The 24,943-nt window shown below is 64.9% G+C and carries 12 protein-coding genes and 1 pseudogene; 9 read left to right on the plus strand and 4 right to left on the minus strand.

The window, feature by feature from the left end:
• The first annotated feature begins 415 nt into the window (after positions 1–415).
• The gene (locus tag OG609_RS08690) at positions 416–4,261 is read left to right on the plus strand and encodes a GH92 family glycosyl hydrolase (protein WP_327272281.1); all 3,846 of its coding nucleotides are present in this window, start codon (positions 416–418) and stop codon (positions 4,259–4,261) included.
• 168 nt (positions 4,262–4,429) lie between these two features.
• Here the strand turns inward: OG609_RS08690 and OG609_RS08695 are convergent, their stop codons facing one another.
• On the minus strand, positions 4,430–5,092 hold the full coding sequence (locus tag OG609_RS08695; RefSeq protein ID WP_327272282.1) for a histidine phosphatase family protein: 663 nt from the start codon (positions 5,090–5,092) through the stop codon (positions 4,430–4,432).
• A gap of 287 nt (positions 5,093–5,379) precedes the next feature.
• On the opposite strand from OG609_RS08695, the gene OG609_RS08700 reads away from it, so the two are divergent.
• The gene (locus OG609_RS08700) at positions 5,380–5,655 is read left to right on the plus strand and encodes an ArsR/SmtB family transcription factor (RefSeq protein WP_327272283.1); all 276 of its coding nucleotides are present in this window, start codon (positions 5,380–5,382) and stop codon (positions 5,653–5,655) included.
• Between the two features lie 32 nt (positions 5,656–5,687).
• On the opposite strand, the gene OG609_RS08705 is transcribed toward OG609_RS08700, so the two are convergent.
• Positions 5,688–6,572, minus strand: coding sequence for an aminoglycoside phosphotransferase family protein (locus OG609_RS08705; protein WP_442818066.1), 885 nt, complete (start codon positions 6,570–6,572; stop codon positions 5,688–5,690).
• A gap of 204 nt (positions 6,573–6,776) precedes the next feature.
• Between OG609_RS08705 and OG609_RS08710 the strand changes: the two genes are divergently transcribed.
• Together OG609_RS08710 and OG609_RS08715 are read left to right on the plus strand one after the other, a co-directional pair.
• Positions 6,777–7,607 carry a helix-turn-helix domain-containing protein gene (locus tag OG609_RS08710; protein ID WP_327272285.1) on the plus strand — a complete coding sequence of 277 codons (831 nt, stop codon included), beginning with the start codon at positions 6,777–6,779 and terminating at the stop codon, positions 7,605–7,607.
• On the plus strand, positions 7,604–7,801 hold the full coding sequence (locus tag OG609_RS08715; protein ID WP_327272286.1) for a DUF397 domain-containing protein: 198 nt from the start codon (positions 7,604–7,606) through the stop codon (positions 7,799–7,801). The genes OG609_RS08710 and OG609_RS08715 overlap by 4 nt, the downstream gene beginning before the upstream one ends.
• Before the next feature lie 86 nt (positions 7,802–7,887).
• Here OG609_RS08715 and acnA read toward each other — a convergent pair whose 3' ends face one another.
• Positions 7,888–10,602, minus strand: a complete 2,715-nt coding sequence (gene acnA / locus OG609_RS08720; protein ID WP_327272287.1) for an aconitate hydratase AcnA — start codon at positions 10,600–10,602, stop codon at positions 7,888–7,890.
• A 338-nt stretch (positions 10,603–10,940) separates the two neighbouring features.
• Between acnA and OG609_RS08725 the strand changes: the two genes are divergently transcribed.
• On the plus strand, positions 10,941–11,564 hold the full coding sequence (locus OG609_RS08725; RefSeq protein WP_327272288.1) for an RraA family protein: 624 nt from the start codon (positions 10,941–10,943) through the stop codon (positions 11,562–11,564).
• 275 nt (positions 11,565–11,839) lie between these two features.
• Positions 11,840–13,369 (plus strand): helix-turn-helix domain-containing protein, encoded by a 1,530-nt coding sequence (locus OG609_RS08730; RefSeq protein ID WP_327272290.1) that lies wholly within the window; start codon positions 11,840–11,842, stop codon positions 13,367–13,369.
• Between the two features lie 1,094 nt (positions 13,370–14,463).
• On the opposite strand, the pseudogene OG609_RS08735 reads toward OG609_RS08730, so the two are convergent.
• Positions 14,464–14,954 (minus strand): annotated as a pseudogene (locus tag OG609_RS08735) (hypothetical protein).
• A gap of 190 nt (positions 14,955–15,144) precedes the next feature.
• On the opposite strand from OG609_RS08735, the gene OG609_RS08740 reads away from it, so the two are divergent.
• The 3 genes from OG609_RS08740 to OG609_RS08750 are packed head-to-tail and all read left to right on the plus strand — an operon-like array spanning position 15,145 to position 24,691.
• A complete protein-coding gene (locus OG609_RS08740; RefSeq protein ID WP_327272292.1) occupies positions 15,145–18,042 on the plus strand; it encodes a hypothetical protein in 2,898 nt (965 codons plus the stop codon).
• A complete protein-coding gene (locus OG609_RS08745; protein WP_327272293.1) occupies positions 18,039–19,130 on the plus strand; it encodes a hypothetical protein in 1,092 nt (363 codons plus the stop codon). The genes OG609_RS08740 and OG609_RS08745 overlap by 4 nt, the downstream gene beginning before the upstream one ends.
• Positions 19,127–24,691 (plus strand): DEAD/DEAH box helicase, encoded by a 5,565-nt coding sequence (locus OG609_RS08750; protein ID WP_327272294.1) that lies wholly within the window; start codon positions 19,127–19,129, stop codon positions 24,689–24,691. Before OG609_RS08745 ends, OG609_RS08750 begins: the two co-directional genes overlap by 4 nt.
• Positions 24,692–24,943 lie beyond the last annotated feature (252 nt).

The raw sequence follows: 24,943 nt of genomic DNA on the forward strand, positions 1-24,943 counted from the left end.
CGGTCAGTTGCGCTTGGGTAGTGCTGATTTCAGGCTAGCCATGTGCAGTGGGGGGTTGAGGGAGTTCGGACATTGGATCGCACCTGTTGTGCCGTCCTCGGCCGTTCCCCCGTGTCCCCCTGTCCGCGTCGCCGGAAACGACTGTGCAGACGCCGACAGGTATAGTCCACTTGCGACCAACTGAGCAAGATCGAATGCAAGTTTGAGCAGCAGTCTTTCCCGAGTTGAGACCTCGCGGATACCTGGACCCCGTGCGTCCCGATCCGGGTGTAACGATTTCCGCATTACGGTCGATTCCGTCGGCGGTTCACGCCCAACACCCTTGACACATCCCGCCACTTGGCTCCCTACTGGATCCTGCGCAACTCGGTGACAACGTTGTCCAAGCGCACTTCCTCGGGAGGAATGGCTCGGCATGCAGCCCCGACATGGTTCTCGCAATAGACAAAGCCGTACGGCCGCGCTGATCGCGGCTTCACTGGTTCTGGTCGTGACAGCCCCCACCGCGGCCGCCGCTCAGTCGGCAGGGACAGGCGAAAAGGGCCAAAGCCCCTTGGGGGAACGGACATTCAGTTCGTCCTTCGAATCGGACGAAAAGCAGCCGGACTGGCGTAACACCGTCGAAGAAGGTCCTGACGGAAAGAAGCGGTCATCGGGTGTCGATGGCGGCTTCTCCGCCGGAATACCGGGCAATGTGACCGACAAGGTGACAGACGTCCGCGCCAGCGGCGAGAACACCGGCGGCGGGGAGGTGAAGGAGAACCTGATCGACGGGGAGTCCGGCACCAAGTGGCTGTCCTTCGAGCCCACCGCCTGGGTCGAGTTCGATCTCACCGAACCGGTGAAGGTCGTGACATACGCGCTGACGTCGGCCAATGATCACGACGAGCGCGATCCGAAGGACTGGACCCTGCAGGGCTCCGCCGACGGCAAGGACTGGAAGGACCTCGACTCCCGGACCGGCCAGACGTTCACCGAGCGGTTCCAGACGAAGTCGTACGATTTCACATCCGACACGGCATACCAGCACTACCGTCTGCAGATCACGAAGAACAACGGCGCCTCCGACGCGACCCAGCTCGCCGACGTCCAGTTCTCCGACGGCAGCACCCCGGTCCCGGCGCCCGACTCGATGCGCAGCCAGATCGACCGCGGCCCGTCCGGCTCCCCCACCGCCAAGGCGGGCGCCGGCTTCACGGGCAAGAAGGCCCTGCGGTACGCCGGTACGCACAAGGCGGACGGCCGGGCCTACTCGTACAACAAGATCTTCGATGTGAGCACGGCTGTCACCCGCGACACCTCACTCTCCTATCTGATCTACCCCCAGATGGGCGAGACGGACCTCTCCTACCCGGCGACGCATGTCTCGGTGGACCTGGCGTTCACGGACGGCACGTATCTGAGCGATCTGCGGGCCACCGACAGCAACGGCGGCCTGCTGACCCCGCAGGGCCAGGCCGATGCCAAGCGGCTGTACGTCAACCAGTGGAACAAGGTCGACTCGACGATCGGCTCGGTCGCGGCGGGCAAGACCGTCGACCGGATTCTGGTGGCGTACGACTCCCCCAAGGGCCCGGCGAAGTTCCAGGGCTGGATCGACGACATCAAGATCGCCCCGAAGGCACCCGAGAAGCGCCGCTCGCACCTCTCCGACTACGCGTCGACGGTCCGCGGCACCAACTCCAGCGGTTCCTTCTCGCGCGGCAACAACTTCCCCGCCACCGCGCTCCCGAACGGCTTCAACTTCTGGACGCCGGTCACCAACGCCGGATCGACCAGTTGGCTGTACGACTACGCGCGCGGCAACAACGACGACAACCTGCCCACGCTCCAGGCCTTCAGCGCCAGCCATGAGCCGAGCCCGTGGATGGGCGACCGGCAGACCTTCCAGCTGATGCCGTCGGCGGTCGCCGGCACCCCGGACGCCTCCCGCAAGGCGCGGGCCCTGCCGTTCCACCACGAGAACGAGACGGCGAAGCCGCACTACTACGGTGTGACATTCGACAACGGCCTCAAGGCCGAGATGACACCGTCCGACCACGCCGCCCGGATGCGGTTCACCTACCCGGGTGACGACGCGAGCATCGTCTTCGACAACGTCTCCAACGACGGCGGGCTCACCCTCGACCCGAAGAGCAGCTCCTTCACCGGCTTCTCCGATGTGAAAAGCGGCGGCTCGACCGGCGCCACCCGCCTCTTCGTCTACGGCGTCTTCGACGCGCCGGTCACCGCGAGCGGCAAGCTGTCCGGCGGTGGTGGCGACGATGTCACGGGCTACCTCCGCTTCGACGCGGGCAAGGACCGCACGGTCGACCTGCGACTGGCGACCTCACTGATCAGCATCGATCAGGCGAAGCAGAACCTCGCCGCCGAGATCCCCGCCTCCCGTTCCTTCGGCCGGGTGGAGGACCGGGCGCAGCAGGCCTGGGACGACATCCTGGGCAAGGTGGAGGTCGAGGGCGCAACGGCCGACCAGCTGACCACGCTGTACTCCAGCCTGTACCGGCTGTATCTGTACCCGAACTCGGGCTTCGAGAAGGTCGGCGGCAAGGACAAGTACGCCAGCCCCTTCTCACCGCAGGTCGGCTCCGACACCCCGACCCATACGGGCGCGAAGATCGTCGACGGCAAGGTGTACGTCAACAACGGCTTCTGGGACACCTACCGGACGACGTGGCCCGCGTACTCCCTCCTCACGCCGGACAAGGCCGGCGAGATGGTGGACGGCTTCGTCCAGCAGTACAAGGACGGCGGCTGGATCTCCCGCTGGTCGTCCCCCGGCTACTCCGATCTGATGACCGGCACCTCTTCGGATGTCGCGTTCGCGGACGCCTATGTCAAGGGCGTGAAGTTCGACGCCGAGGCGGCGTACGACGCGGCTCTGAAGAACGCCACCGTGGTCCCGCCGTCCTCGGGCGTCGGCCGCAAGGGCATGGAGACGTCCCCGTTCGTCGGCTACGCGAACACCTCCACGCACGAGGGCCTGTCCTGGTCGCTGGAGGGCTACCTCAACGACTACGGCATCGCGCAGATGGGCCGGGCACTCTACAAGAAGACGAAGAGGGAGCGGTACAAGGAGGAGTCCGAGTACTTCCTGAACCGCGCCCGCAACTACGTCGACCTCTTCGACGGCAAGGCCGGCTTCTTCCAGGGCAAGGACGCCAAGGGCGACTGGCGGCTCCCGTCGGACCGGTACGACCCGCGGGTCTGGGGCTACGACTACACGGAGACGAACGGCTGGGGCTACGCCTTCACGGCCCCGCAGGACAGCCGGGGCCTGGCGAACCTGTACGGCGGCCGTGACGGCCTGGCCAAGAAGCTCGACACGTACTTCTCCACACCGGAGACGGCCGGGCCCGAGTTCGTCGGCTCGTACGGCGGTGTCATCCACGAGATGACCGAGGCTCGTGACGTACGGATGGGCATGTACGGCCACAGCAACCAGGTCGCGCACCATGTCACCTATATGTACGACGCGGCCTCGCAGCCCTGGAAGACGCAGGAGAAGGTCCGCGAGGTCCTGAGCCGCCTCTACACGGGCAGCGAGATCGGCCAGGGTTACCACGGCGACGAGGACAACGGCGAGCAGTCGGCCTGGTACCTCTTCTCCTCGCTCGGCTTCTACCCGCTCGTCATGGGCAGTGGCGAGTACGCGATCGGCTCCCCGCTCTTCACGAAGACCACGGTCCATCTGGAGAACGGCCACGACCTGGTCGTCAGGGCGCCGAAGAACAGCGCGAAGAACATCTATGTGCAGGGCCTGAAGGTCAACGGCAAGAAGTGGAAATCGACTTCACTGCCGCACGACCTGCTGGCCAAGGGCGGTGTGCTGGACTTCGACATGGGTGCCGAGCCGTCGTCGTGGGGCACCGGCAAGGACGCGGCGCCGACCTCGATCACCACGGACGACAAGGTGGCATCGCCGAAGGCAGACGTACTGAAGGGCGAGGGCGCCCTGTTCGACAACACATCGGCCACCTCGGCGTCGGTCACCTCGGTGGACCTGCCGGTGCCCTCGGCCACGAACGCGGTCCAGTACACGCTGACATCGAGCGCGGCGGACAAGGCCCCGACCGGGTGGGTCCTGCAGGGCTCGTCGGACGGCACGACGTGGAAGGACCTCGACAAGCGGTCGGCCCAGTCGTTCGCCTGGGACAAGCAGACGAGGGTGTTCTCGGTGAGCACGCCGGGCTTGTACGCGCACTACCGCCTGGTGTTCGCCGGTGAAGGGAGGCTCGCGGAGCTGGAGTTGCTCTCCTGATCCGACGCTCCCCTCGCTTGTGGCACCACCCGCGTTCCACACGGACGGCCGGTACCTCCCCTGTGAGGTACCGGCCGCCCTGCGTTGCTCCGAGGGTGGGACGGGGACGACATCACGGCTCCGGTCGGCCACGGCGCTCAGGACGACGAGGCAGCAGCCGGTGCCCCCTCAGCTGGGCACGACACCCTCGCTCCCGCTCGGGGAATCCGGAACAGCCCGGGGGAACAGCCCCTCGGGCAATGTCACATTCCACGCCGTCATGACCGGCTGACCGTGCTCGGTGCCGAGCCGGGAGACGGCCCCCGTGGCGAGCTGGAACAGCGTGCCCTCGGCCGGCGTCAGGCCGAGATAGCGGGCGGTCAGTACGCGCAGGAAGTGGGAGTGGGCAACGAGCGCGATGTCCTCGTCCGCGTCGCGGCTCGCCGCCTCCACGACTTCGGCCAGCACCCGGTCGGCGCGGGCTCCGACCTCGGCAGGGGTTTCTCCGGGGTGCGCATCGGGGCCGGGGGCGACTCCGTCGGTCCAGAGGTTCCACTCGGGACGGGTGCGGTGGATCTCCTCGGTGGTCACCCCTTCGTAGCCGCCGTAGTCCCATTCGCGCAGTTCGGGTGTGATGCGGGGGGCGGCGAGTCCGGCGAGCTCCGCGGTGCGCCGGGCGCGTACCGCGGGACTGACCAGGGTGAGTGCGATCTGCCGGTCGGCGAGCAGGGGCGCCAGCGCGCGTGCCTGACGTTCGCCGAGGGGGGTCAGGGGCAGGTCGGTGTGGCTCGTGTGCTGCCCGGACCGCGACCACTCGGTCTCGCCGTGCCGGATCAGGATCAACTCGCCCATGGGTGTCATCCGCTCTCTGTGCTGTTCGTTCCGCGTGGCTCGCAGATCTGCAAACCCGCTGGTCGACCATCGCATTCCGTGCGCCCACGATGAAGCGGGCGGTGGCTCGTTTCCGGGTACGGCAGCCGCGTGGTCCGCGACATTCCGTCAAATGCCCCAGCCTGACGGACCGGACCCGACAGGGCCGCAACCGGTCACGCGGCGCGCTGCTCCCGGCGGTTGCCACCGCGCAGCAGGGCGAAGACGACGGCGCACAGGACGAGGAAGGCCATCCGGAACCGGAGGAAATGGACCTGCGCACGGTCCTGAACGCGATCTCCGATCCCCTGCGGTGGGGGATCGTCGTGGCCCTGCTCCACGAGCCGGAGGGCACGGCCCGCACCTGCGCGTCCTTCGACCTGCCGGTCTCCAAGTCGACGACGACGCACCATTTCAGGACCCTGCGGGAGGCGGGGCTGGTCCGGCAGGTGGACCGTGGCAACAGCCGCGCGGCCACGCTGCGCAAGGACGAGCTGGACAAGCGTTTCCCGGGGCTGCTGGACCTGATCCGCACCCACTCCTGAAGCCGGGCCGGCCGGGCGATGTCACACCGGCTTCACGGCGCGGATCCGTCGTCGGTGAGGACTTCACGGATGACGTGTCGTGCGATCGCCGCCATGGCCGGATTCGAGTCCCGGTAGTAGCGCAGTTCGCCGAGCGCGGTCGACAGCGCCCAGCCGCGGCCTCGTGCCCAGGCCGCGTCATCGGCCCGCAGAGCCGTACGGAAGACGCCGCGCGCGTGGGCCGGCAGCAGGTACCACGCCGCGATCAGGTCGACGGCGGCATCGCCCAGCCCCATGCAGCCGAAGTCGATGACGGCGCTGAGCCGTCCGTTCACGAGCAGCAGGTTGCCGGGTTGCAGATCCGCGTGGATCCAGACCGCCGGACCGGTCGGCGCGGAGGCCCGCAGCGCCGCCTCCCACACGGCGAGCGCCGCGCCGGCGTCCACGGCCTCGTGCAGCTCCGCGATCGCGGCGCGCGTCGCGGTGTCGCGGGCCGCCAGGGGCTCGCTACGGAAGGACGGCGGCCCGTCGGCGGGATCGATCCGGTGCAACGCGATGACGAAGTCCGCGAGGTCCGCCGCGAGCGGGCCGGGTTCGACGACCTCCCCGACCGCCGGGTTCGCGCCGTCGAGCCATCGGAAGACCGACCAGTGCCACGGATAGCCCTCCGCGGGCCCGCCCCTGCCCAGCGGTACGGGGATCGCGGCGGGAAGCGACGGGGCGAGCCGGGGCAGCCAGCGGTGCTCCTTCTCCACGTCGCCGGCGGCTCCCGCGGTACGGGGCAGTCGCACCACCAGGTCCTCGCCGAGCCGGTACATGGCGTTGGACGTGCCCACGGGGACGACCGGTTCGACGGGCAGTCCGGCCCAGCCCGGGAACTGCGAGGCGATCAGCCGGTGCACGAGGGATTCGCCGATGTCCGGTTCGTCGGCATGCATCTTGCCCATGTGCATGAGGACCCTTCAGGAGTGGGGCACCGACCGACGGTTGGCGGCCGACGGCCATCCGAACGCTCGCCCGCACCGCCCGTCAACTCGTTTACCGCACACGGCCCTCGCCGACCGGACGGCCACAGCCACCTACGGGTGGCACCTTCCCCGATCCCCGGTCCGGTGCGCCCGTGCTCCACTACATTCCGGCGTATGCCGCAGCCCAAGGATCTCGACCCGTACACCGACGCTCGCGCCTTCTACGGCTCCGAGTTGCGCCGCCTGCGCGAGGCCGCCGGGATGTCCCAGAGCGAGCTGGGCGACCGGGTGTTCTGCTCGGGTACGTACATCGGGATGTTCGAGATGGCGGAGCGGCGCCCGCAGGAGGACATGTCCCGCGCCTTCGACGAACTGCTGGGGAGCGGCGAGCACCTTCAGCGGCTGTGCCGGCTGGCGCGGAAGTCGAAGGTGGCGGGCTACTTCGCGGATGCGGCGGAACTGGAAAAACGGGCCAGGTCCATCGAGGAGTACGCGCCGATGCTGATCCCGGGTGTGCTCCAGACGCGTGCCTACGCAACAGCGTTGACCAGAGGCACGATGCGGCGGACGTCCGACGAGGGGGTGGAACGGACGGTCAGCGCTCGCATGGAGCGCGCTCAACTATTCAGCTGCGAGAACAGGCCGGACTTCTGGGCGATTATTCACGAGGCCGCACTGCGCGTGCCGATCGGCGGCCTCCCCACCATGAGGGATCAGCTCGCCCATCTCGTCGAGACAGCCCAGGCCCATCCTCATGCGATCTTGCAGGTTCTGCCATTCTCCGCCGGCTTCCATCCTTTTCTGAACACCATGTCCTCGTTGATGCAGTTCGCCGATGCCCCGCCCGTCGTCTACACGGAGGGCGCCTACACGGGTCAACTCGTCGAGGAGGCGGCTCTGGTGGCGCAGTATCGATCGGCATACGATCTGGCCAGGGCCGTCGCGCTGTCGCCGGAGGCGTCCCTGGCACTGATCGCCTCGGCGGCGAAGGACTGCGACCGATGAACAGCACGCCCGACCTCAGCAGTGCCGCCTGGCGGACCTCGTCCTACAGCAACGGAGACGGTGGAAGCTGCGTCGAGGTCGCCGACAACGTCCCCGGCTTCGTCCCCGTACGCGACTCCAAGCTGGCCGACAGCCCGGTCCTGGCCTTCCGGGCCGCAGGCTGGGCAGCGTTCGTGCGGACCATCAAGCGGTAGGACAACCGCAGGCGCCGTACAACGCGAAGGGCCGCACCCCGGGAGATCCGGGATGCGGCCCTTCGGCTCTGCTGACTGCCTGCTGCCTACTTGCGGATCAGGCTGCGGAGCACGTACTGCATGATGCCGCCGTTGCGGTAGTAGTCCGCCTCACCGGGGGTGTCGATGCGGACGACCGCGTCGAACTCCACACCGGTGTCGGTGGAGACCTTCACCGTGCGCGGCGTGGTGCCGTTGTTCAGCTCGGTCACGCCGGTGAAGGAGAAGGTCTCCTCGCCGGTCAGTCCGAGGGCCTCGGCGGTCGCGCCCTCCGGGAACTGGAGCGGGAGGACGCCCATGCCGATGAGGTTCGAGCGGTGGATGCGCTCGTACGACTCGGCGATGACGGCCTTGACGCCGAGGAGCGCGGTGCCCTTGGCGGCCCAGTCGCGGGAGGAGCCGGAGCCGTACTCCTTGCCCGCCAGGATGACCAGCGGGGTGCCGGCGGCCTGGTAGTTCTGCGAGGCGTCGTAGATGAACGACACCGGCGCGTCGGCCTGGGTGAAGTCGCGGGTGAAGCCACCCTCGGTGCCCGGGGCGATCTGGTTGCGCAGGCGGATGTTCGCGAAGGTGCCGCGAATCATGACCTCGTGGTTGCCGCGGCGCGAGCCGTAGGAGTTGAAGTCGCGGCGCTCGACGCCGTGCTCCGTCAGGTACTTGCCGGCCGGGGTGTCGGCCTTGATCGCACCGGCCGGGGAGATGTGGTCGGTGGTGACCGAGTCGCCCAGCTTGGCGAGCACGCGCGCGCCGGTGATGTCGGCGACCGGGGTCGTCTCCATCGTCATGCCCTCGAAGTACGGGGGCTTCCGTACGTAGGTGGACTGCGGGTCCCACTCGAAGGTGTTGCCGGTCGGGATCGACAGCGCCTGCCACTGGGCGTCGCCCGCGAAGACGTCCCGGTAGGACTTGTTGAACATGTCCTCGCCGATGGAGTTGGCGACGACGTCGTTGACCTCGGCCTCGGAGGGCCAGATGTCCGCGAGGTAGACCGGCTTGCCGTCCTGGTCGATGCCCAGGGCGTCCTTGGTGATGTCGACCTTCATCGAACCGGCGATGGCGTACGCGACGACCAGCGGCGGGGACGCCAGGTAGTTCATCTTGACGTCGGGGTTGATCCGGCCCTCGAAGTTACGGTTGCCGGAGAGCACGGAGGTCACGGCCAGGTCGTGCTCGTTGACCGCCTTGGAGACCTCCTCCGGCAGCGGGCCGGAGTTGCCGATGCAGGTGGTGCAGCCGTAGCCGACGAGGTTGAAGCCGACCTTGTCGAGGTACGGGGTCAGGCCCGCCTTGTCGAAGTAGTCGGTGACGACCTTCGAGCCCGGGGCGAGGGTGGTCTTGACCCACGGCTTGCGGGTCAGGCCCTTCTCGACCGCCTTCTTGGCCACGAGCGCCGCGGCGACCATGACGTACGGGTTCGAGGTGTTGGTGCAGGAGGTGATCGCGGCGACGGTGACGGCGCCATGGTCGATCTCGTACGTCGTGCCGTCAGGAGCCGTGACCGTGGTCGGACGCGACGGGACACCGTTGGAGGAGGCCGGCGAGTCGGAGGCCGGGAAGGACTCCTTGCCCGACTCCTCGTCCTCGGAGACGTAGTTGCGCACGTCCTGGGCGAACTGCTGCTTGGCGTTCGCAAGGATGATGCGGTCCTGCGGGCGCTTAGGGCCGGCGATCGACGGGACGACCGTCGACAGGTCCAGCTCCAGCTTCTCGGAGAAGTCCGGCTCGGCGGCCGGGTCCAGCCAGAGGCCCTGCTCCTTGGCGTACGCCTCGACGAGCGCGACCTGCTGCTCGTCACGGCCGGTCAGACGCAGGTACTTCAGCGTCTCGTCGTCGATCGGGAAGATCGCGGCGGTGGAGCCGAACTCCGGCGACATGTTGCCGATGGTGGCGCGGTTCGCGAGGGAGGTGGCGGCGACGCCCTCACCGTAGAACTCGACGAACTTGCCGACGACACCGTGCTTGCGGAGCATCTCGGTGATGGTCAGCACGAGGTCGGTGGCGGTGGTGCCGGCCGGGAGCTCGCCGGTCAGCTTGAAGCCGACGACGCGCGGGATGAGCATGGAGACCGGCTGGCCCAGCATCGCGGCCTCGGCCTCGATACCGCCGACGCCCCAGCCCAGCACACCGAGGCCGTTGACCATGGTGGTGTGCGAGTCGGTGCCGACGAGGGTGTCGGGGTACGCCTGGCCACCCCGGACCATGACCGTACGGGCCAGGTGCTCGATGTTGACCTGGTGGACGATGCCGGTGCCCGGGGGGACGACCTTGAACTCGTCGAAGGCGGTCTGGCCCCAGCGCAGGAACTGGTAGCGCTCCTTGTTGCGGCCGTACTCCAGCTCGACGTTCTGCGCGAACGCGTCGTTGGTGCCGAACTTGTCGGCGATGACGGAGTGGTCGATGACCAGCTCGGCCGGGGCGAGAGGGTTGATCTTGGCCGGGTCACCGCCCAGCTCCTTGACGGCCTCACGCATGGTGGCGAGGTCCACGACACACGGCACACCGGTGAAGTCCTGCATGATCACGCGGGCCGGCGTGAACTGGATCTCCTGGCTGGGCTGTGCCTGGGAGTCCCAGCCGCCGAGCGCCCGGATGTGGTCGGCGGTGATGTTCGCGCCGTCCTCGGTGCGGAGCAGGTTCTCCAGCAGCACCTTCAGGCTGTAAGGGAGGCGCGCGGAGCCCTCGACCTTGTCCAGCTTGAAGATCTCGTACGACTCGTCGCCCACGCGCAGCGTGCTGCGGGCGTCGAAGCTGTTCGCCGACACGACAGTCTCCTTCATCAATGTGCGCGTACTCCGCGCCGCGCCTCATTACGGCGGGCGCCGCGTGGTGCCGCCTACGGCCCCTCGACCATCCGCTAAGGTAAGGCTTAGTTAGGTAACCCTTACCGACTGGCGGACTGCGGTGCGCCTTTGGCATATATCTCGATGTCGAGATAACTCTAGTACATCACCGCCGCACGGTCATGCGCGGGCGGCGCGGCTGCGCCGCGCCCGCTAGTCTCGCCGCCGCACACCTCTTCTCCCGATGAACATATCGACCCCGCGGCGGCGCGGGAACGTGCCCTCATCGGCGGGAAGCGGCGCCCGGACGAAGGAGGAACATGAACGACGTCACCGAGTTCAAGGACATCTCCCCGACCACCCTCGCCGATCTCCTGGGACGCGAGCAGGTCATGGACATCGGCATCCGCCCCCTGTGGCCCTCGATCCCGCGCGTCGCCGGCCCGGCGTTCACCGTGCGGTGCCCTCCGGGCGACAACCTCATGCTCCACGCGGCCATCCACCGCGCGGAGCCGGGCTCGGTCATCGTCGTCGAGGCAGGTGACGTCGACTACGCACTCGCCGGAGGAAACGTCTGCGCCGTCGCTCAGCGCCGCGGGATCGCGGCGTTCGTGACCGACGGGGTGATCCGTGACCTCGCCGAGGTGCGCGAGATGGGCTTTCCCGTCTTCGCCAGGGGAGTCATCCCCGTCCCGGGCACCAAGAAGGCCATTGAGCCGCTCAACGGCCCGGTGCGGTGCGGCGGCGTGAGCGTCGACGCGGGCGACATCGTGGTGGCCGACGAAGAGGGCATCGTGGTCACTCCCCGCGCCCGCCGGGAGCAGGTACTCCTCGACGCCCGGAAGAGGCTGGCCAAGGAGGCCGGCGAATCCCTCGATGTGTGGGAGGAAGCGCATCGCGCCCGTATCGACAAGATCCTGGCCGAAGGCGGCTTCGAGGGCTGATTCGACGCCAGGCATCCGTCAGGCCTGCGCCGTTCCCCGGCCTCGCCCGGCCCGACGACCGGGGCCGGGGCGAGGCCGACGCCCGTCCCCCCGGATGGACGTACACCGCGCGCCGTCGCGGCGATCCGGGTGGACCATGGAACGCACGGTGCACCCGTAGCCAGCACCTTTCACGTACATCAGGCTGCGTAACTTCCGTGCCTCCACACGCAGCCGTCACCCGAACACCACACCCCACCACAGGTCTCATCTCATATCTGAGATAACCTTTCGTCATGTCAGACGACTATCTCGTACGCATAGGCAAGCTCATCCGTGACGCCCGTCAGCACCGGGGCTGGACACAGAGTCAGCTCGCCGAGGCGCTCGCCACCAGTCAGAGCGCCGTCAATCGCATCGAGCGCGGCAATCAGAACATCAGCCTTGAGATGATCGCGCGCATCGGGGAGGCACTCGACAGCGAGATCGTGTCGCTCGGATACGCCGGGCCCATGCACCTGCGGGTGGTCGGCGGGCGCCGCCTCTCGGGTTCCATCGATGTCAAGACGAGCAAGAACGCGTGCGTGGCACTGCTCTGCGCCTCGCTGCTCAACAAGGGCCGTACGGTGCTGCGCCGCGTGGCCCGCATCGAGGAGGTCTACCGGCTCCTGGAGGTGCTGAACTCCATCGGCGTGCGGACGAGGTGGATCAACGAGGGAGTCGATCTGGAGATCGTCCCGCCGGCCCGGCTCGACATGGACGCCATCGACGCGGACGCCGCCCGCCGGACCCGTTCCATCATCATGTTCCTCGGTCCGCTGCTGCACCGGATGGACTCGTTCAAGCTTCCGTACGCGGGCGGCTGCGACCTCGGTACGCGGACCATCGAGCCGCACATGATCGCGCTGCGCCGGTTCGGGCTGGAGATCGCCGCGACGGAGGGGCTCTACCACGCGCAGATAGACCACTCGGTCACGCCCGACCGTCCCATAGTGCTGACCGAGCGCGGGGACACCGTGACCGAGAACGCGCTGCTGGCCGCCGCCCGGCACGACGGCACGACCGTCATCCGTAACGCATCCTCCAACTACATGGTCCAGGACCTGTGCTTCTTCCTGGAGGCACTGGGCATACGCGTGGACGGCATCGGCACGACCACACTGACTGTGCACGGCGTCCCGCACATAGATGTGGACGTCGACTACTCCCCCTCCGAGGACCCGGTCGAGGCGATGAGCCTCCTCGCCGCCGCCGTGGTCACGGAGTCCCGGCTGACGATCCGCCGGGTGCCGATCGAGTTCCTCGAGATCGAGCTCGCGGTCCTGGAGGAGATGGGCGTCGACTGCGACCGTACGACCGAGTACGCCGCCGACAACGGCCGTACCCGGCTGGTCGACCTCACGGTCCGCCCCTCCAAGCTGGAGGCGCCGATCGACAAGGTCCACCCCATGCCGTTCCCCGGGCTCAACATCGACAATGTGCCCTTCTTCGCGGCCATCGCCGCCTCGGCCCACGGCCAGACCCTCATCCATGACTGGGTCTACGACAACCGGGCGATCTACCTCACCGATCTGAACCGCCTCGGCGGCAGGCTGCAGCTCCTGGACCCGCACCGGGTACTGGTCGAGGGCCCGACCCGCTGGCGCGCCGCCGAGATGATGTGCCCGCCCGCGCTGCGGCCCGCCGTGGTGGTGCTGCTCGCCATGATGGCGGCGGAAGGCACCTCCGTACTGCGCAATGTCTATGTCATCAACCGCGGTTACGAGGAGCTGGCGGAACGGCTCAACTCCGTGGGCGCGCAGATCGAGATCTTCCGCGACATCTGACGGGCGGGGTGTCGTGCCCTTAGGCGGCACGGGGCACGACACCCCTAAATGCCTGACGACCTGCGGTTATACCCTTTCTCGACCTTCCATTGATCACCGCTGCTTTTCATCACCTTGTGCAACGCGTGTGCAAGATGATCTTGAATGGGTAACCATGCGTCAGGCACGCCTGATTGCCCGTCACCCTTTACGGAGAGTGCTCACCAGAGGGGCCTCGCCATGCCCGCAACGACGCCGCCACTGGCGTTCCTTAAATTCGGAGTTCAGCCCTCGCCGCGCCCGCATCAAGCGCACCACACGGCTACGGCCAGTCCCGGCCCGGACCTCCACGAGTACCGGCGCTCCTTCGATCATCCGGCTGACCCGCACGTCCGGGTCGGTGGTTTGCTGACCGAGGCGCTCGCCGATAGCGCCCTGCCCTGTAACACGTCGAGGTGTGCAGTGAGGTATGTGCTGCCGTCGCCGAGCCCCACTAGCAGGTGGTCAGGATTGGGACGAGGAACTGATAGCGGCACGGGGATCGGCGTGACAGGCTCCTTCATGGGGAACATTCACTCAGCCACCTCGGAACCCCGGGTGATATGCCCCGGCCCCCGGCGGGCTCGCGGTGAACGCCATCGAGTGCTGATGCCATAGGCCCTGACCAGCCCGTTTCCATCTTTCAGCGCTGTCAGGGCCTTCCTTGCTTATCTGGCGGAAAGTCCCCGGAACCTCCCTGAGAGAGACGCGAAAAGCCCTGAAAAGTTCCTGGGACGTCCCTGCTCCGAGGGCGCCCTGCGGGCGATTCACGTACCCAACTGGTCGGACGGATGGGAACTCTTGCGTAGGACACCTGCCCGGCACCTGTCAGCAGCCGAGAAGAGGACACGCGCCTCGTCATCCAACTGCGTCCGTCTCCGCTGCGTACCGGACAGAACGACCAACCAGAGCCACCTTCCGCATCAGTGGCTGGCACCAGACGAACTCTGACCCACTGCTGCGCGTCGCGGGTCGATACGCCCCCTTCACGTGGCCGGACCGGCTGCCCCAGGCAGTTCATGCAGACGCCTCCCCGTCCGACTCAAGAAGTCGATCTCGCCTACCGGTGAGCCCTTTCAGAGTTGTCTCTCCAGAGTTAGGACGGCGGCAGCGATGAACGTTCATGCGGTTGGGACTACAACGGGCTCGGCGGAAGATGCGCCAGGACTTCAGCCGCGCAACGCCTCGCCCGCCGGGTGCTCGCGCCCCGGGATCGGGGACAACCTGTACATTCACGCCGGGGCGGCGGTGCTCCAGCGAGAAGTCGGCCCACCTGTCGCCGACCCGGCCGCACGCGGCAAGCGTTCCGTCGAGCGGGACGTAGTCGGGGTCGGTCTCCCGCAGGATTCTTAGCGCCCGGGTGCCCGGCGGGCGCGGTGGCCTACGGCAGCGGTGACGACGGCGATCCGTGTGAGCGGTTCGTGCCGCCGAAGGTAGACCAGCGGACGAGAGCACGCTGATGGGACGGGAGCTTGCAGCGACGGTCACCCCCACGGGTGACGATGAGCATGATTACCCACTCGACCAGGACGTGAGGCAAGTCGAGTGCGGCAGGATAGGAAACCAACGAGGCTCCTGCGCAGATGAGTTGAGACGTCGAACACCTCTGCCAACGGCACAGGAGCTTCGTGCTTTGCGGAACGCCGGCCGGTCACCCGATCGGTGGGCACTCTCAAAGAGATCGACGTACGGAGTGTCGTTGGCTTGCTCCAGACTGTGTCTAGTGCAAGGCGGGACCCAGGGGAGGGAGACCGAGCATGGCAAAGACGCCTGGCGGTTCGATCGAAATGCTCAAGCATCTACACGAATACCTCGATGAGCATTTTCGAACCCTTCACGCACATCGCCAGGCGCTGCAGCCAGCGGCCCCCGTATTTGCTCTGGAGCATGATCTCAGCCAGAACGACCTGGATCTACTTTCGACCACGGTGCGCGGGGCCGTCACAGAAGGATTCGATATTCGGCACCGCACCTGGTGGCTGCCCTTCGTAGTATATGCCGCCGAAATCGGATACCTCTATACCGGAGACGAGTACTGGCCCCTGTTCTCTCAAGAGACATCAGGATGGGAGCGCGGCCCACAATGGAAGATTTACGATAATCGCAGACATATTAAACAATGGTTCGAACGGTTCGCAGCTGAATATGGAGGAATCGAACCCAGGGGAGCCTTTGCCTCGAACTTCAGCATCATCGCATGGCCTATCACGCATGCCATCATGCCAGCCGATCTGCAGCGCCAAATGGCACAACTCCTTTACGAAGCGCGTGCCATACTTACGTCATCCATGCTGAATGATCCGCACAAACTGGGCTCCTGCCTGGCAGCGCGCACGGGCGGGTACAGCGACCGCTTCCAAAAGTTCTGCTCGAATCAGATCCTGCTCGGACATATCGCCGCAGCGCTACTGTCAGGCGACGACGAGGGATCCCCGTACCTGGTGCAATCAACGCTCGCCCGCCTGGTTGACGCCCTATCGAAGGAACACGAGTCGAGGGACTGGCTGGATCAGGCAATAAATTCAGCGCACACAGTGCGCTCTGCCGGTTTCCTTCCGACGAATACCAGCTCAGGGAAAGAGCGCCAAGGGCAGTACACCTCTACTGCATCGCATCCGCGACTTCTTTTGCAACAAGAGGGAGGCGGATGGCGTCCCTGCTTGGAGCTACCCGACCTCACGACTCTACAAGCGGAAAATGACCAGATAAGCGAGGAGCTGCGGAGACTACGCCCGAAGATTGAAGGACGCCGTCAGCCACTTCCTCGCGGAAAGCTCTTGTACCCAGGCAGAGTGCTGCTGACCGCGTGGCCCCGGCCAGGCACCCCCATTATCCAATTGGAGCAAGGATCCAGGCATGTCAATGAGTTGATAGCCGAACGTTGCGCCATCACTAAGGGACCATGGTGGCTCTTCCGGAAACAGCCCGGCGGACTAGCTGTCGAAATAAAGGGCGGCCTCGTCCGGCCAGGTCATGAATACTGCTTGGTCGGCCGCACCGGCATATCTCCCCCGGCACTTCCGTGGATATCTCCATCCGTTGTCCACGCCGATGAAGTGAACGCTTTCGATGTGAAGGTGCCCCAAACCCTAAATGACGTGGAGATAACCCAGCTTGCGGCAACCGGGCTGTCGGCGGTGTCGAACGTTTCCATCCACCCTGTAGGCGTTGTTCCAGCTTCGTGGGATGGCGACGGATCCGCCGAGTGGATGGCTGGGGATCCAGCACTTCTAGCGGTGACGTCCACTCATGTGACAGAGAGATGTTCAGTGCGAGTAGACGGCGGTTCACCTTTTCCGCTCGAATGGCCAAAAGGCAGTCAGTCACTGATTTTCGCTCTAGAGGGACTCTCCGTAGGTACACACGAGGTGCACGTTGCACTACTGTCCGGAGATGCAGGCGGGTCATTCGCAAGCGGGTCACTTGCTGCCACCATTCGCGATCCTCATTCGAACTTGGAAGACCACACAGAGGGATCAGGCATCCGCCTGTATGCCACTCCAGCCCGTCCAAAGCTAACCGAGATATGGGATGGCCGGGCAAGTCTATCGGCAGACGGCCCAGCCGGCACTAAGGCCGAGCTGACTGTCGTACTGCGTGACGACGCCGGTAAGGAACTAATGCACCTGCGCCATACTATTTCGTTCCCTTTCACCGACAGTGCATGGACGAAACTGGCGGCTCAGGAATTCCGCACGGGCAAAGGGAAACTGCAAAGCGTCTACAGTATCGCTGAGTCATGTGAAGTATCAGTCTCCCGAAGCGGGGTAGGCTTCGCATCCCTTGTATGCGAACGCGGATTTTACCCCCTTCGCTGGGTACCAACAAAGCAGCGCAATGACAGGCACACAGTACGCTTGATTGACCGTACAGGCCGTAATGAAACGCAAGTACTCCTATATTCTGTGGAGAATCCACTGGTCGGCGAGCAGAGAGATGCCTGGAAACCGGTTGACGTCCCCGTAGGTGGCGGCATGCTCCGAGCCGTTTCCGACAATGCGACCGCAGCCATCATCCTGCCACCTGACCCCAATTGGCTGCGCCAGAGAGCGGGTACTCAGCCAATTATCCGCTGCACAGGCGCCCCGCTGCCCGAAGCGCTCAAACTGATACGTAATTACCATTATTGGCAGGACGCCGACCTGTCGGCCGATCCCTTCTCCCACCATCAGCGAAAACTGGTGCTCGACGCGATCACAACGGCCCTCGCGTCACTCATGGCCGGGAGTAGATGGGCCAACTTGGAACGCCGACGAGGTCGCCTCAGTGCGCCGAGGAGACCGGACATGCTGGATGAGATGCAGCAGCTTGTAGGAGATTCGCAGGCACAGCGTGATGTGGCTCGTTACATCGCCAGACATCTCTGGCAGTGGTCGAAGTCCCTGTCTGCATTGCGGGAAGGTTTGGGCGAGGCAATCGCCCCCATTACCGCTAGCACTGGTATCGGGAACCCGCGTGACGCAGCGGACTTTCTACTGCTTCTTGCAAGCCGACCCGGCTCCCTGGACGGTGGGGACAGCACCGAGCTCGACAGGATGCTGACATGCGTGCTGGTGTCCCCCGTACTTATCCGAGCGGCTCGATTCGCAATCTTGGGTATTGAGGACCTTCATGAGGGCTCAGAACGTTCGACGATGATCGGAGGTTTCCAGTGAAGGTAACAGTGCTCGGAAAACAGGAGGCCGCAGAACTCACAGTTCGTTCACTCTGGCTGGATGAGACAACAACTGACGCGTTTTCTGCAGAGGCGCTCTCCGCTCTGCTTCGCCGTGCGGCGTCCTTTCTTTGCCCGGCACCTCCGCGCCGACTCGTAGACGCAGTTCTTGAGGCTCTCAGCCCACTGGACGAAGCATCCCTGGTTACACGACAACAGGTAGCGACGTACCTGGACCTCTTGGTATCGATCGGTGACCTGATCGAGCTTCCTGCTCAACCGGATCGCATAAGCCGCCAGATATACCTGGCCCCACCCTCATTCGTGGAGAAGGCCCCCGGACAATATCTATTGCTCGGTGTGCGGCCCAACGGCAAACCGCTTGTAAACGAGTCGCTGAGCGCAGAAGTGCAGAACGAAGGTCACACCCGGTCCCTCAGGCTCGACGCTCAGCTCGCTCCGGCCCGCTTGCGTGCCGCTGGCCTGCACGTTCTGCCTCGCGATCACTGGTTCAAGCGGCCTAGGGTCGAGCAGGCAGCTGCGGTGGTCGACGTGATGCGTCAGCGCCTGGACCGAGTCGGCGAGTCCGGCCAGATAGGCGGTCTCACGATCCTCGACCCGACGGCATCAGTCCTCTACTACCGAGGCCGCTGGCGGCCGCTCGAACCCCGTGACTCGGGAGACTTCGTTGCCCGCCGGCCGCAAGCTTACGGTGCCGACTTGTGGTGCTTCGTGCGTGCGGAACACGGGTTCCCTCGCGCACTGGTGGACCTTCCGGCTGATGACCTCACCGCGGCAGGCTGCGACGAGGCCTGGCGCACCCAGGCGGCCATCGACGCCCTGGCAGGCACACCGCAAGCCATGCGAGTAAGCCCCGCGTCCGGCGCCCCGGGCGAGAGACGTCTGGATCTCTTCGGCCCCGTCCCCAGGTGGGCACAGCGCTACCTCGAGCTCGTGGGGACTCCCATCTCACGGGCAAAGGGTGCGCTCATCTCTTACCGCGTACCGAAGTTGGCGGTTGACAACTTGTCGGTGTTTTTCGCTGACATGCTATGGATGCATGTCAGCGAAGAGGGAGGGGTGGCGTGACAGTGGAAGCGCCAACGATCGCGGAGACGATCAGCAAGATCCAGACGGCCCTGCGGGACTACATCGAAGCGACGTATCATATCGGGCATCGCACTGTGCTCGACCAGCGTCGTGCACTGCTCGAGCAAGAGGGAGTGCTGTTCCAAGCTCCCTTCATCGAAAGCACTCCTCGGTACCAGACCGACCGCCACTTCGATGATCTGGACCTCGACGACACCGTGCGGGAGCTCCTCGGCGCTCTGTCGACGGATACGGCCGGTTCGAAACGCCTGCTGTACGACCCGCCCTACACCCACCAGGCTGAGGCACTCGAGTGGACTGCACGCGATGGCCGGAGCCTAGCCATCACAACCGGCACAGGTTCAGGGAAGACCGAGTCGTTCCTTCTGCCGATGCTGGCCAAACTCGCAGCAGAGGCCGCACACAAGCCGGAGTCCTTCAAGGTCCCTGCTGTCAGGTCTCTGATCCTCTACCCGATGAATGCGCTAGTGAACGACCAGTTGGGCCGTCTTCGGCTCCTGCTGAGCGATCCTCGTGTCACTGCCAGGTTCCACGAGTGGGCCGGCCGCCCGGCGCGCTTCGCCCGTTATACCAGCCGGACGCTGTATCCCGGCGTACGCAACGTCAAGAAAGACAAGGAGCGTCTTCACGCCATCGAGGACTTCTACATCAACTTGATCGATCTGGCGAACGACGCCTCCTCGCCGCAGCGCGACGAAGCAGATGCTCTCATCAAGGCACTGGAGTCACGTGGGAAGTGGCCGGCTAAGCCGGATTTGAAGGCGTGGTACGGCAGGAGCGGAGCCCGGTGGCAGAACCAGGCCGGTGAGTTCATCCGTGCCATCACCCGCCCCGAAGATTCGGAGCTACTGACCCGCCACGAGGTGCTGGCGGAGCCCCCAGACGTTCTAATCACTAACTATTCGATGCTCGAGTACATGATGATGCGTCCGCTCGAGCGGCCGGTCTTTGATGCAACGCGGGACTGGTTGGCGAACAATCCCGACGAGAAGTTTCTTCTGATCATCGATGAAGCTCACATGTACCGGGGAGCCGCCGGCGCCGAGGTGGCACTCCTCCTTCGTCGTCTACGCGCGAGGCTCGGTATCCCGGCGAGCCAGTTGCAGGTGATCTGCACAAGTGCCAGCTTCACGACCCCCCAGTATGCGCGCCAGTTCGCCGCGCAGTTGAGCGGCAAGTCCGAGGCTGGCTTCAAGAGCGTGGAAGGCAAGCTGTCCCTTCGCCCGGGCGCCAGCGCAGGCAGCCTGCAGGACGCACAGGCTCTGGCCGCCGTACCGATGCACGAGTTCTATGAAGGTGCTGGGGACGAGGCCCGCATCGCTGCGGTTCAATCCCTGCTGGACTACTGCGGAGTGAGCCCAAGACCGGCTGTCCCGGTCGGCGAGCTGCTACACGAAGCGCTCGACGCCTTCGGTCCGATGGGTCTCCTCGTCAACGAGACTATGAAGCAGGCTCAGCCCGTCAGTGACTTGGGCACCTTCATCTTCCCGGGTGTGGACCAGAAGCTCGCGGATAAGGCCGTTTCTGCTCTGGTCGCGCTCGGTAGTGCAGCCCGGCGGTCGGCGGATGGTGCAGGGCTGCTGCCGTGCCGTGTGCATGCGTTCTTCCGTGGGCTACCCGGGCTGTGGGCATGCCTCGACGCCGACTGCCCGGAGGTCGACCGGGAGGCTTACCCGGAGCCGGGGCCAGTGGGCCAGCTTCATGCCCAGCCCCGAGCGACCTGTGACTGCGGCGCCAGGGTCTTTGAGCTGTACACATGCCGGCATTGCGGCTCCTCCTATGCACGGGCGTATACCGACGACCTCTCCAACCCGTCTCACCTGTGGAATGAGCCGGGAGGAGCCTTCCAGTCCGCGTCCGGCTCCATTCCCGAACTCCAGCCCCTGGACCTCCTCCTCGAGGAGCCCTACGAGAAGAACGTCGAGATCGCCGACCTCGACCTGGTCACCGGCAGGCTCAACCCGGAGAAGGTAATCGATCGTCGGGTCCGAAGCGTATTCCTTCCTCGTCTTCGGAGCGGGGAAGTAATCAAGGGCGAAGAGGACGGCGACGAGACCGAAGCGGACGGCGAGTTCAAGCCCTGCGGTGTCTGCGGTCAGCGCGCCGGCTACGGCCGCTCGTCAGTGCAAGATCACCAGACGAAGGGTGACCAACCGTTCCAAGCCTTGGTGACCCGTCAGCTTGAGGTGCAGCCACCCGGCGCGCAACCAAACACCGACTTCGCACCGTTGCGTGGGCGTAAGGTGCTCGCTTTCTCCGACTCCCGGCAGGTTGCCGCCAAGCTCGCTCCAAACCTGCAGAGCTATTCCATGCGCGACGCCATGCGACCCCTGATTCTGCGCGGGTGGCAAGAGCTGGAGAATACAACGCTCGAGCCCATGCTGTCCCTGAACCAACTGTATTTGGCAGCCATGGTTGGATCCCGCCAGCTTTCGGTCCGGCTTCGCCCTGAACTTCGCCCCTCTGAGTCACTTCACGTACTGGACCGAGTTGAAACAGCTATCGAGAAGGGCGCGCTTGCAGGAAACTTTGGCGAGCTAATGCAGTTGTTCGGCATCACCGACTCGCCACCGCATGCGCTGATGCGGACGATGTACACGACACTCACTAACAAATACTTCGGGCTTGCGTCTCTCGGCCTCGCGTCCCTACGCGAGCCGCGAGCCAGGACTGCCGATCTGCTCGGGCTGCTCCCCGACATCGAGGGTGTCGCCACAAGTGACGAGTCCAAGCTGGCTCTCATGCGGATGTGGCTCATGCAGTGGACTACGCCCGGCATCTGGTTCCCGTCGATGACTGATGGAGACTGGTGGATGACGGACGGCGGCGTTCGTCCGCACACAGGGAAGTTCAACACGATTGGCCAGTGGCTCGAAACTAAGGCAGCGAAGAAACAGTTCAGCGACACATGGCTGCCCAAACTGCTTCAAGAATTCTGCGATGCTGTGGCTGGGAAGTTCCGCCTGTCTGCCTCAAAGGTGTACCTGGACCTCGAAACGACTTGGGGCTATTGTGAGCGCTGTCGTTTCACTCAGCGGCCGTTCCCCGGTTCTTCTCGGTGTATCAACTGCCGAGACGAGAAAGTTCGTGTCCTAGACCCTGATACGGACCCAGTCTTCCAGGCTCGCAAGGGGTACTACCGCGCTAGCGCCGCACGGGCTCTGCGGGACTCTTCCGAGCCTCCGATGAGCATCATCGCTGCCGAGCATACGGCGCAGCTCAATGCCGCGGATCAGTCAGACGCCGTCTTCTCCAAGGCAGAAGAGCACGAGCTGCTTTTCCAAGACGTCGACCTCGGTTTGCCCGGATCCGGAGACCGGAAAAAACCCGCCGCCATCGATGTCCTGTCGTGCACGACCACTATGGAAGTAGGCATCGACATCGGGAACCTGTCCGGTGTCGCCCTGCGCAACATGCCACCCTCGCGGGCTAACTATCAGCAACGTGCAGGGCGAGCTGGTCGGCGGGGCAACGCAGTCGCCACCGTGCTGGCCTTTGGCAGTGCCGACACCCACGATGATCATTACTTCCGCCAGCCGGAACTGATGATCCGCGGTGAAGTTGACGACCCGGTACTGACGATGGACAACGACGAGATTACACGCCGTCACGTGATCGCGTATCTACTGCAGCGTTACCACCAGGATCGCCTTCCTGACATCGCCCCAGACGCGCAGCCGCAGCTTTTCGAGGTACTGGGAACGATTGCGGAGTTCACCGGATCATCCTCTCCACTGAACAGGGTCGACCTGGAAGAATGGCTGGGCGTCAATGAGACGACTCTTCGCCAAGACATTGCGGCATGGCTCCCCGATGAGCTCGGCCAAGACGGCCTCCGGTCCGTCCTCGAGGACTTCGTCACAAGGACACTCGACGAGATCGACAAGGCTCTTGACCTCGATGCCAGCGGAAACCCCGTGACTGCTTCCACGAGTGACACATCATCGGAGTCTGGCAAGGAGGATCCGAGCGAGGGTGCGGAGGCGCCGGATGCCCGGCGGACCCAAAAGAACCTGCTCGATCGACTCCTGTACAAGGGAGTACTACCGCGTTACGCGTTCCCAACGGATGTCGTTTCATTCCACGTTTTCGATCTCGATCGATCTACTCGCTTCAGGCCTGAGTTCCACTACGCGCCCAGTCAGGGTCTTGCGGTAGCGCTCAGCCAGTACGCCCCGGGCAAGGTGGTGTGGATCGACAACAAGGAGTGGACCTCCGAGGCGATCTATGCACCAGTCCAGGAGACGCGCCACCAAGCTTGGAAGGAAAGGCTGCTCTACTTCGAGTGCCAAGTGTGCCATTACGCGAACTACTACTCATACGGCGAGGCCGCGCCCGGGGATGAACGTGACTGCCCGGCCTGTCGAGCCGACGGAAAGTTCGGCAAGGCCAAAAACTGGATGCGCCCGCCAGGGTTCGCGCACCCGGCCAAGAAGGACCCCGGCACCAGTGCAGACAAGGCGCCGGCCCGCAGTTACGCCACACGAGCCAAGCTCATGGCGTCCGGACCGACCGAGGAGAGCGCCTGGCAACGCGTCACAGACACGGACCGGCTAGAGCAGACCTATCACCGCGAGACGCTGCTAGTTACGAACACCGGTCCCCGCAACGAGGGGTACACCTACTGCACGCTGTGCGGTCTCATCGAGCCGACAGCGTCGGCCACAGGCGTGGTCAATGGGACACACAAGAAGCCCTACCCCGACGATAAGGAGCCGAACTGTCCCGGGTCGCGTTCGACCCGCGGTCTGGTGCTGGGTACGGACTTCATCTCCGACGTGCTCCTGGTGCGTCTGAAGGTGGATGCGCCCATCACCCTCGATCCGGCCTACCTATCGACGCACATCGCGCTGCGCACAATTGCTGAGGCCCTGACGATTGCTGCGACACGGAAGCTCGGCATCGAGACCTCGGAGTTGCAAGCAGAATACCGTCCTGCACTGACGCCCCTTGGTGGTGAAGGTCGGGAAGCCGACATCTACATGTACGACACCCTCGCTGGCGGTGCAGGCTTCACTCGTCGTGTCAACGACCACGGTGTAGAAATCTTCAAGCGGACGTTGGAACTTCTCGAAGAGTGCCCAGCCAACTGCGATGAGTCCTGCTATCGCTGTCTGCGCAGCTTCCGCAACCGGTTCGAACACAACCTCCTTGATCGCCACGTCGGGGCCAGTCTCCTGCGCTACCTGATGAACGACACGCCACCGGCTCTTGCCGAGGCACGGCTTGCCCGCTCGGCCGACATCCTCTTCGAGGATCTGGACAGCCGAGAGCTCGGCATCTCGTTCGAGAGAGGTGCCAAAATCGACGTTGAGGGCGTAGGGCCAGTCACCGCTCCGATTCTGGCAAGGCAGGGTGGCCGCGAATGGATCATCGGTGTGCACAGCCCGCTAACACCGGGCGTAGCACCGAACGAGCAACTGCGGCGTGCCCACGACAGTGCCAAGCGAAGTGGCGTTTCGGTTCACTTGGTCGACGACCTGGTGATTTCCCAGAACCTGCCGTTCGCGACGCAGACTGTTCTGCAGGCTCTGGCATGAGCCAGAACAGGATTCGATGCACCGTAAGCGGTCAGGTACACGGGGCGATTCTGCAGGCACTGGTCGATTAGACCGGCTGGCACAGAATTCCGGGGCCGGCCAAGTTAGTTCCCATTGTCTTTTCCTGCTCGCAGGTTAAGGGAAGGCACCCCATGGGGCGACGGCCCGTGTACCGCTACGTGGGCCGTCGCCCGCTGCTGGAACCATGGCGGCACCTAGCGACGCCCCGCAAGACGAAAGGTGTAATTAGCA

Source organism: Streptomyces sp. NBC_01224 (genome assembly GCF_036002945.1).
Classification (GTDB): domain Bacteria; phylum Actinomycetota; class Actinomycetes; order Streptomycetales; family Streptomycetaceae; genus Streptomyces.

Coding starts and splice junctions, on each gene's coding strand:
- OG609_RS08690 (WP_327272281.1), top strand. CDS start 416: ATGCAGCCCCGACATGGTTCTCGCAATAGACAAAGCCGTACGGCCGCG.
- OG609_RS08695 (WP_327272282.1), bottom strand. CDS start 5,092: ATGGGCGAGTTGATCCTGATCCGGCACGGCGAGACCGAGTGGTCGCGG.
- OG609_RS08700 (WP_327272283.1), top strand. CDS start 5,380: ATGGACCTGCGCACGGTCCTGAACGCGATCTCCGATCCCCTGCGGTGG.
- OG609_RS08705 (WP_442818066.1), bottom strand. CDS start 6,572: ATGCATGCCGACGAACCGGACATCGGCGAATCCCTCGTGCACCGGCTG.
- OG609_RS08710 (WP_327272285.1), top strand. CDS start 6,777: ATGCCGCAGCCCAAGGATCTCGACCCGTACACCGACGCTCGCGCCTTC.
- OG609_RS08715 (WP_327272286.1), top strand. CDS start 7,604: ATGAACAGCACGCCCGACCTCAGCAGTGCCGCCTGGCGGACCTCGTCC.
- OG609_RS08725 (WP_327272288.1), top strand. CDS start 10,941: ATGAACGACGTCACCGAGTTCAAGGACATCTCCCCGACCACCCTCGCC.
- OG609_RS08730 (WP_327272290.1), top strand. CDS start 11,840: ATGTCAGACGACTATCTCGTACGCATAGGCAAGCTCATCCGTGACGCC.
- OG609_RS08740 (WP_327272292.1), top strand. CDS start 15,145: ATGGCAAAGACGCCTGGCGGTTCGATCGAAATGCTCAAGCATCTACAC.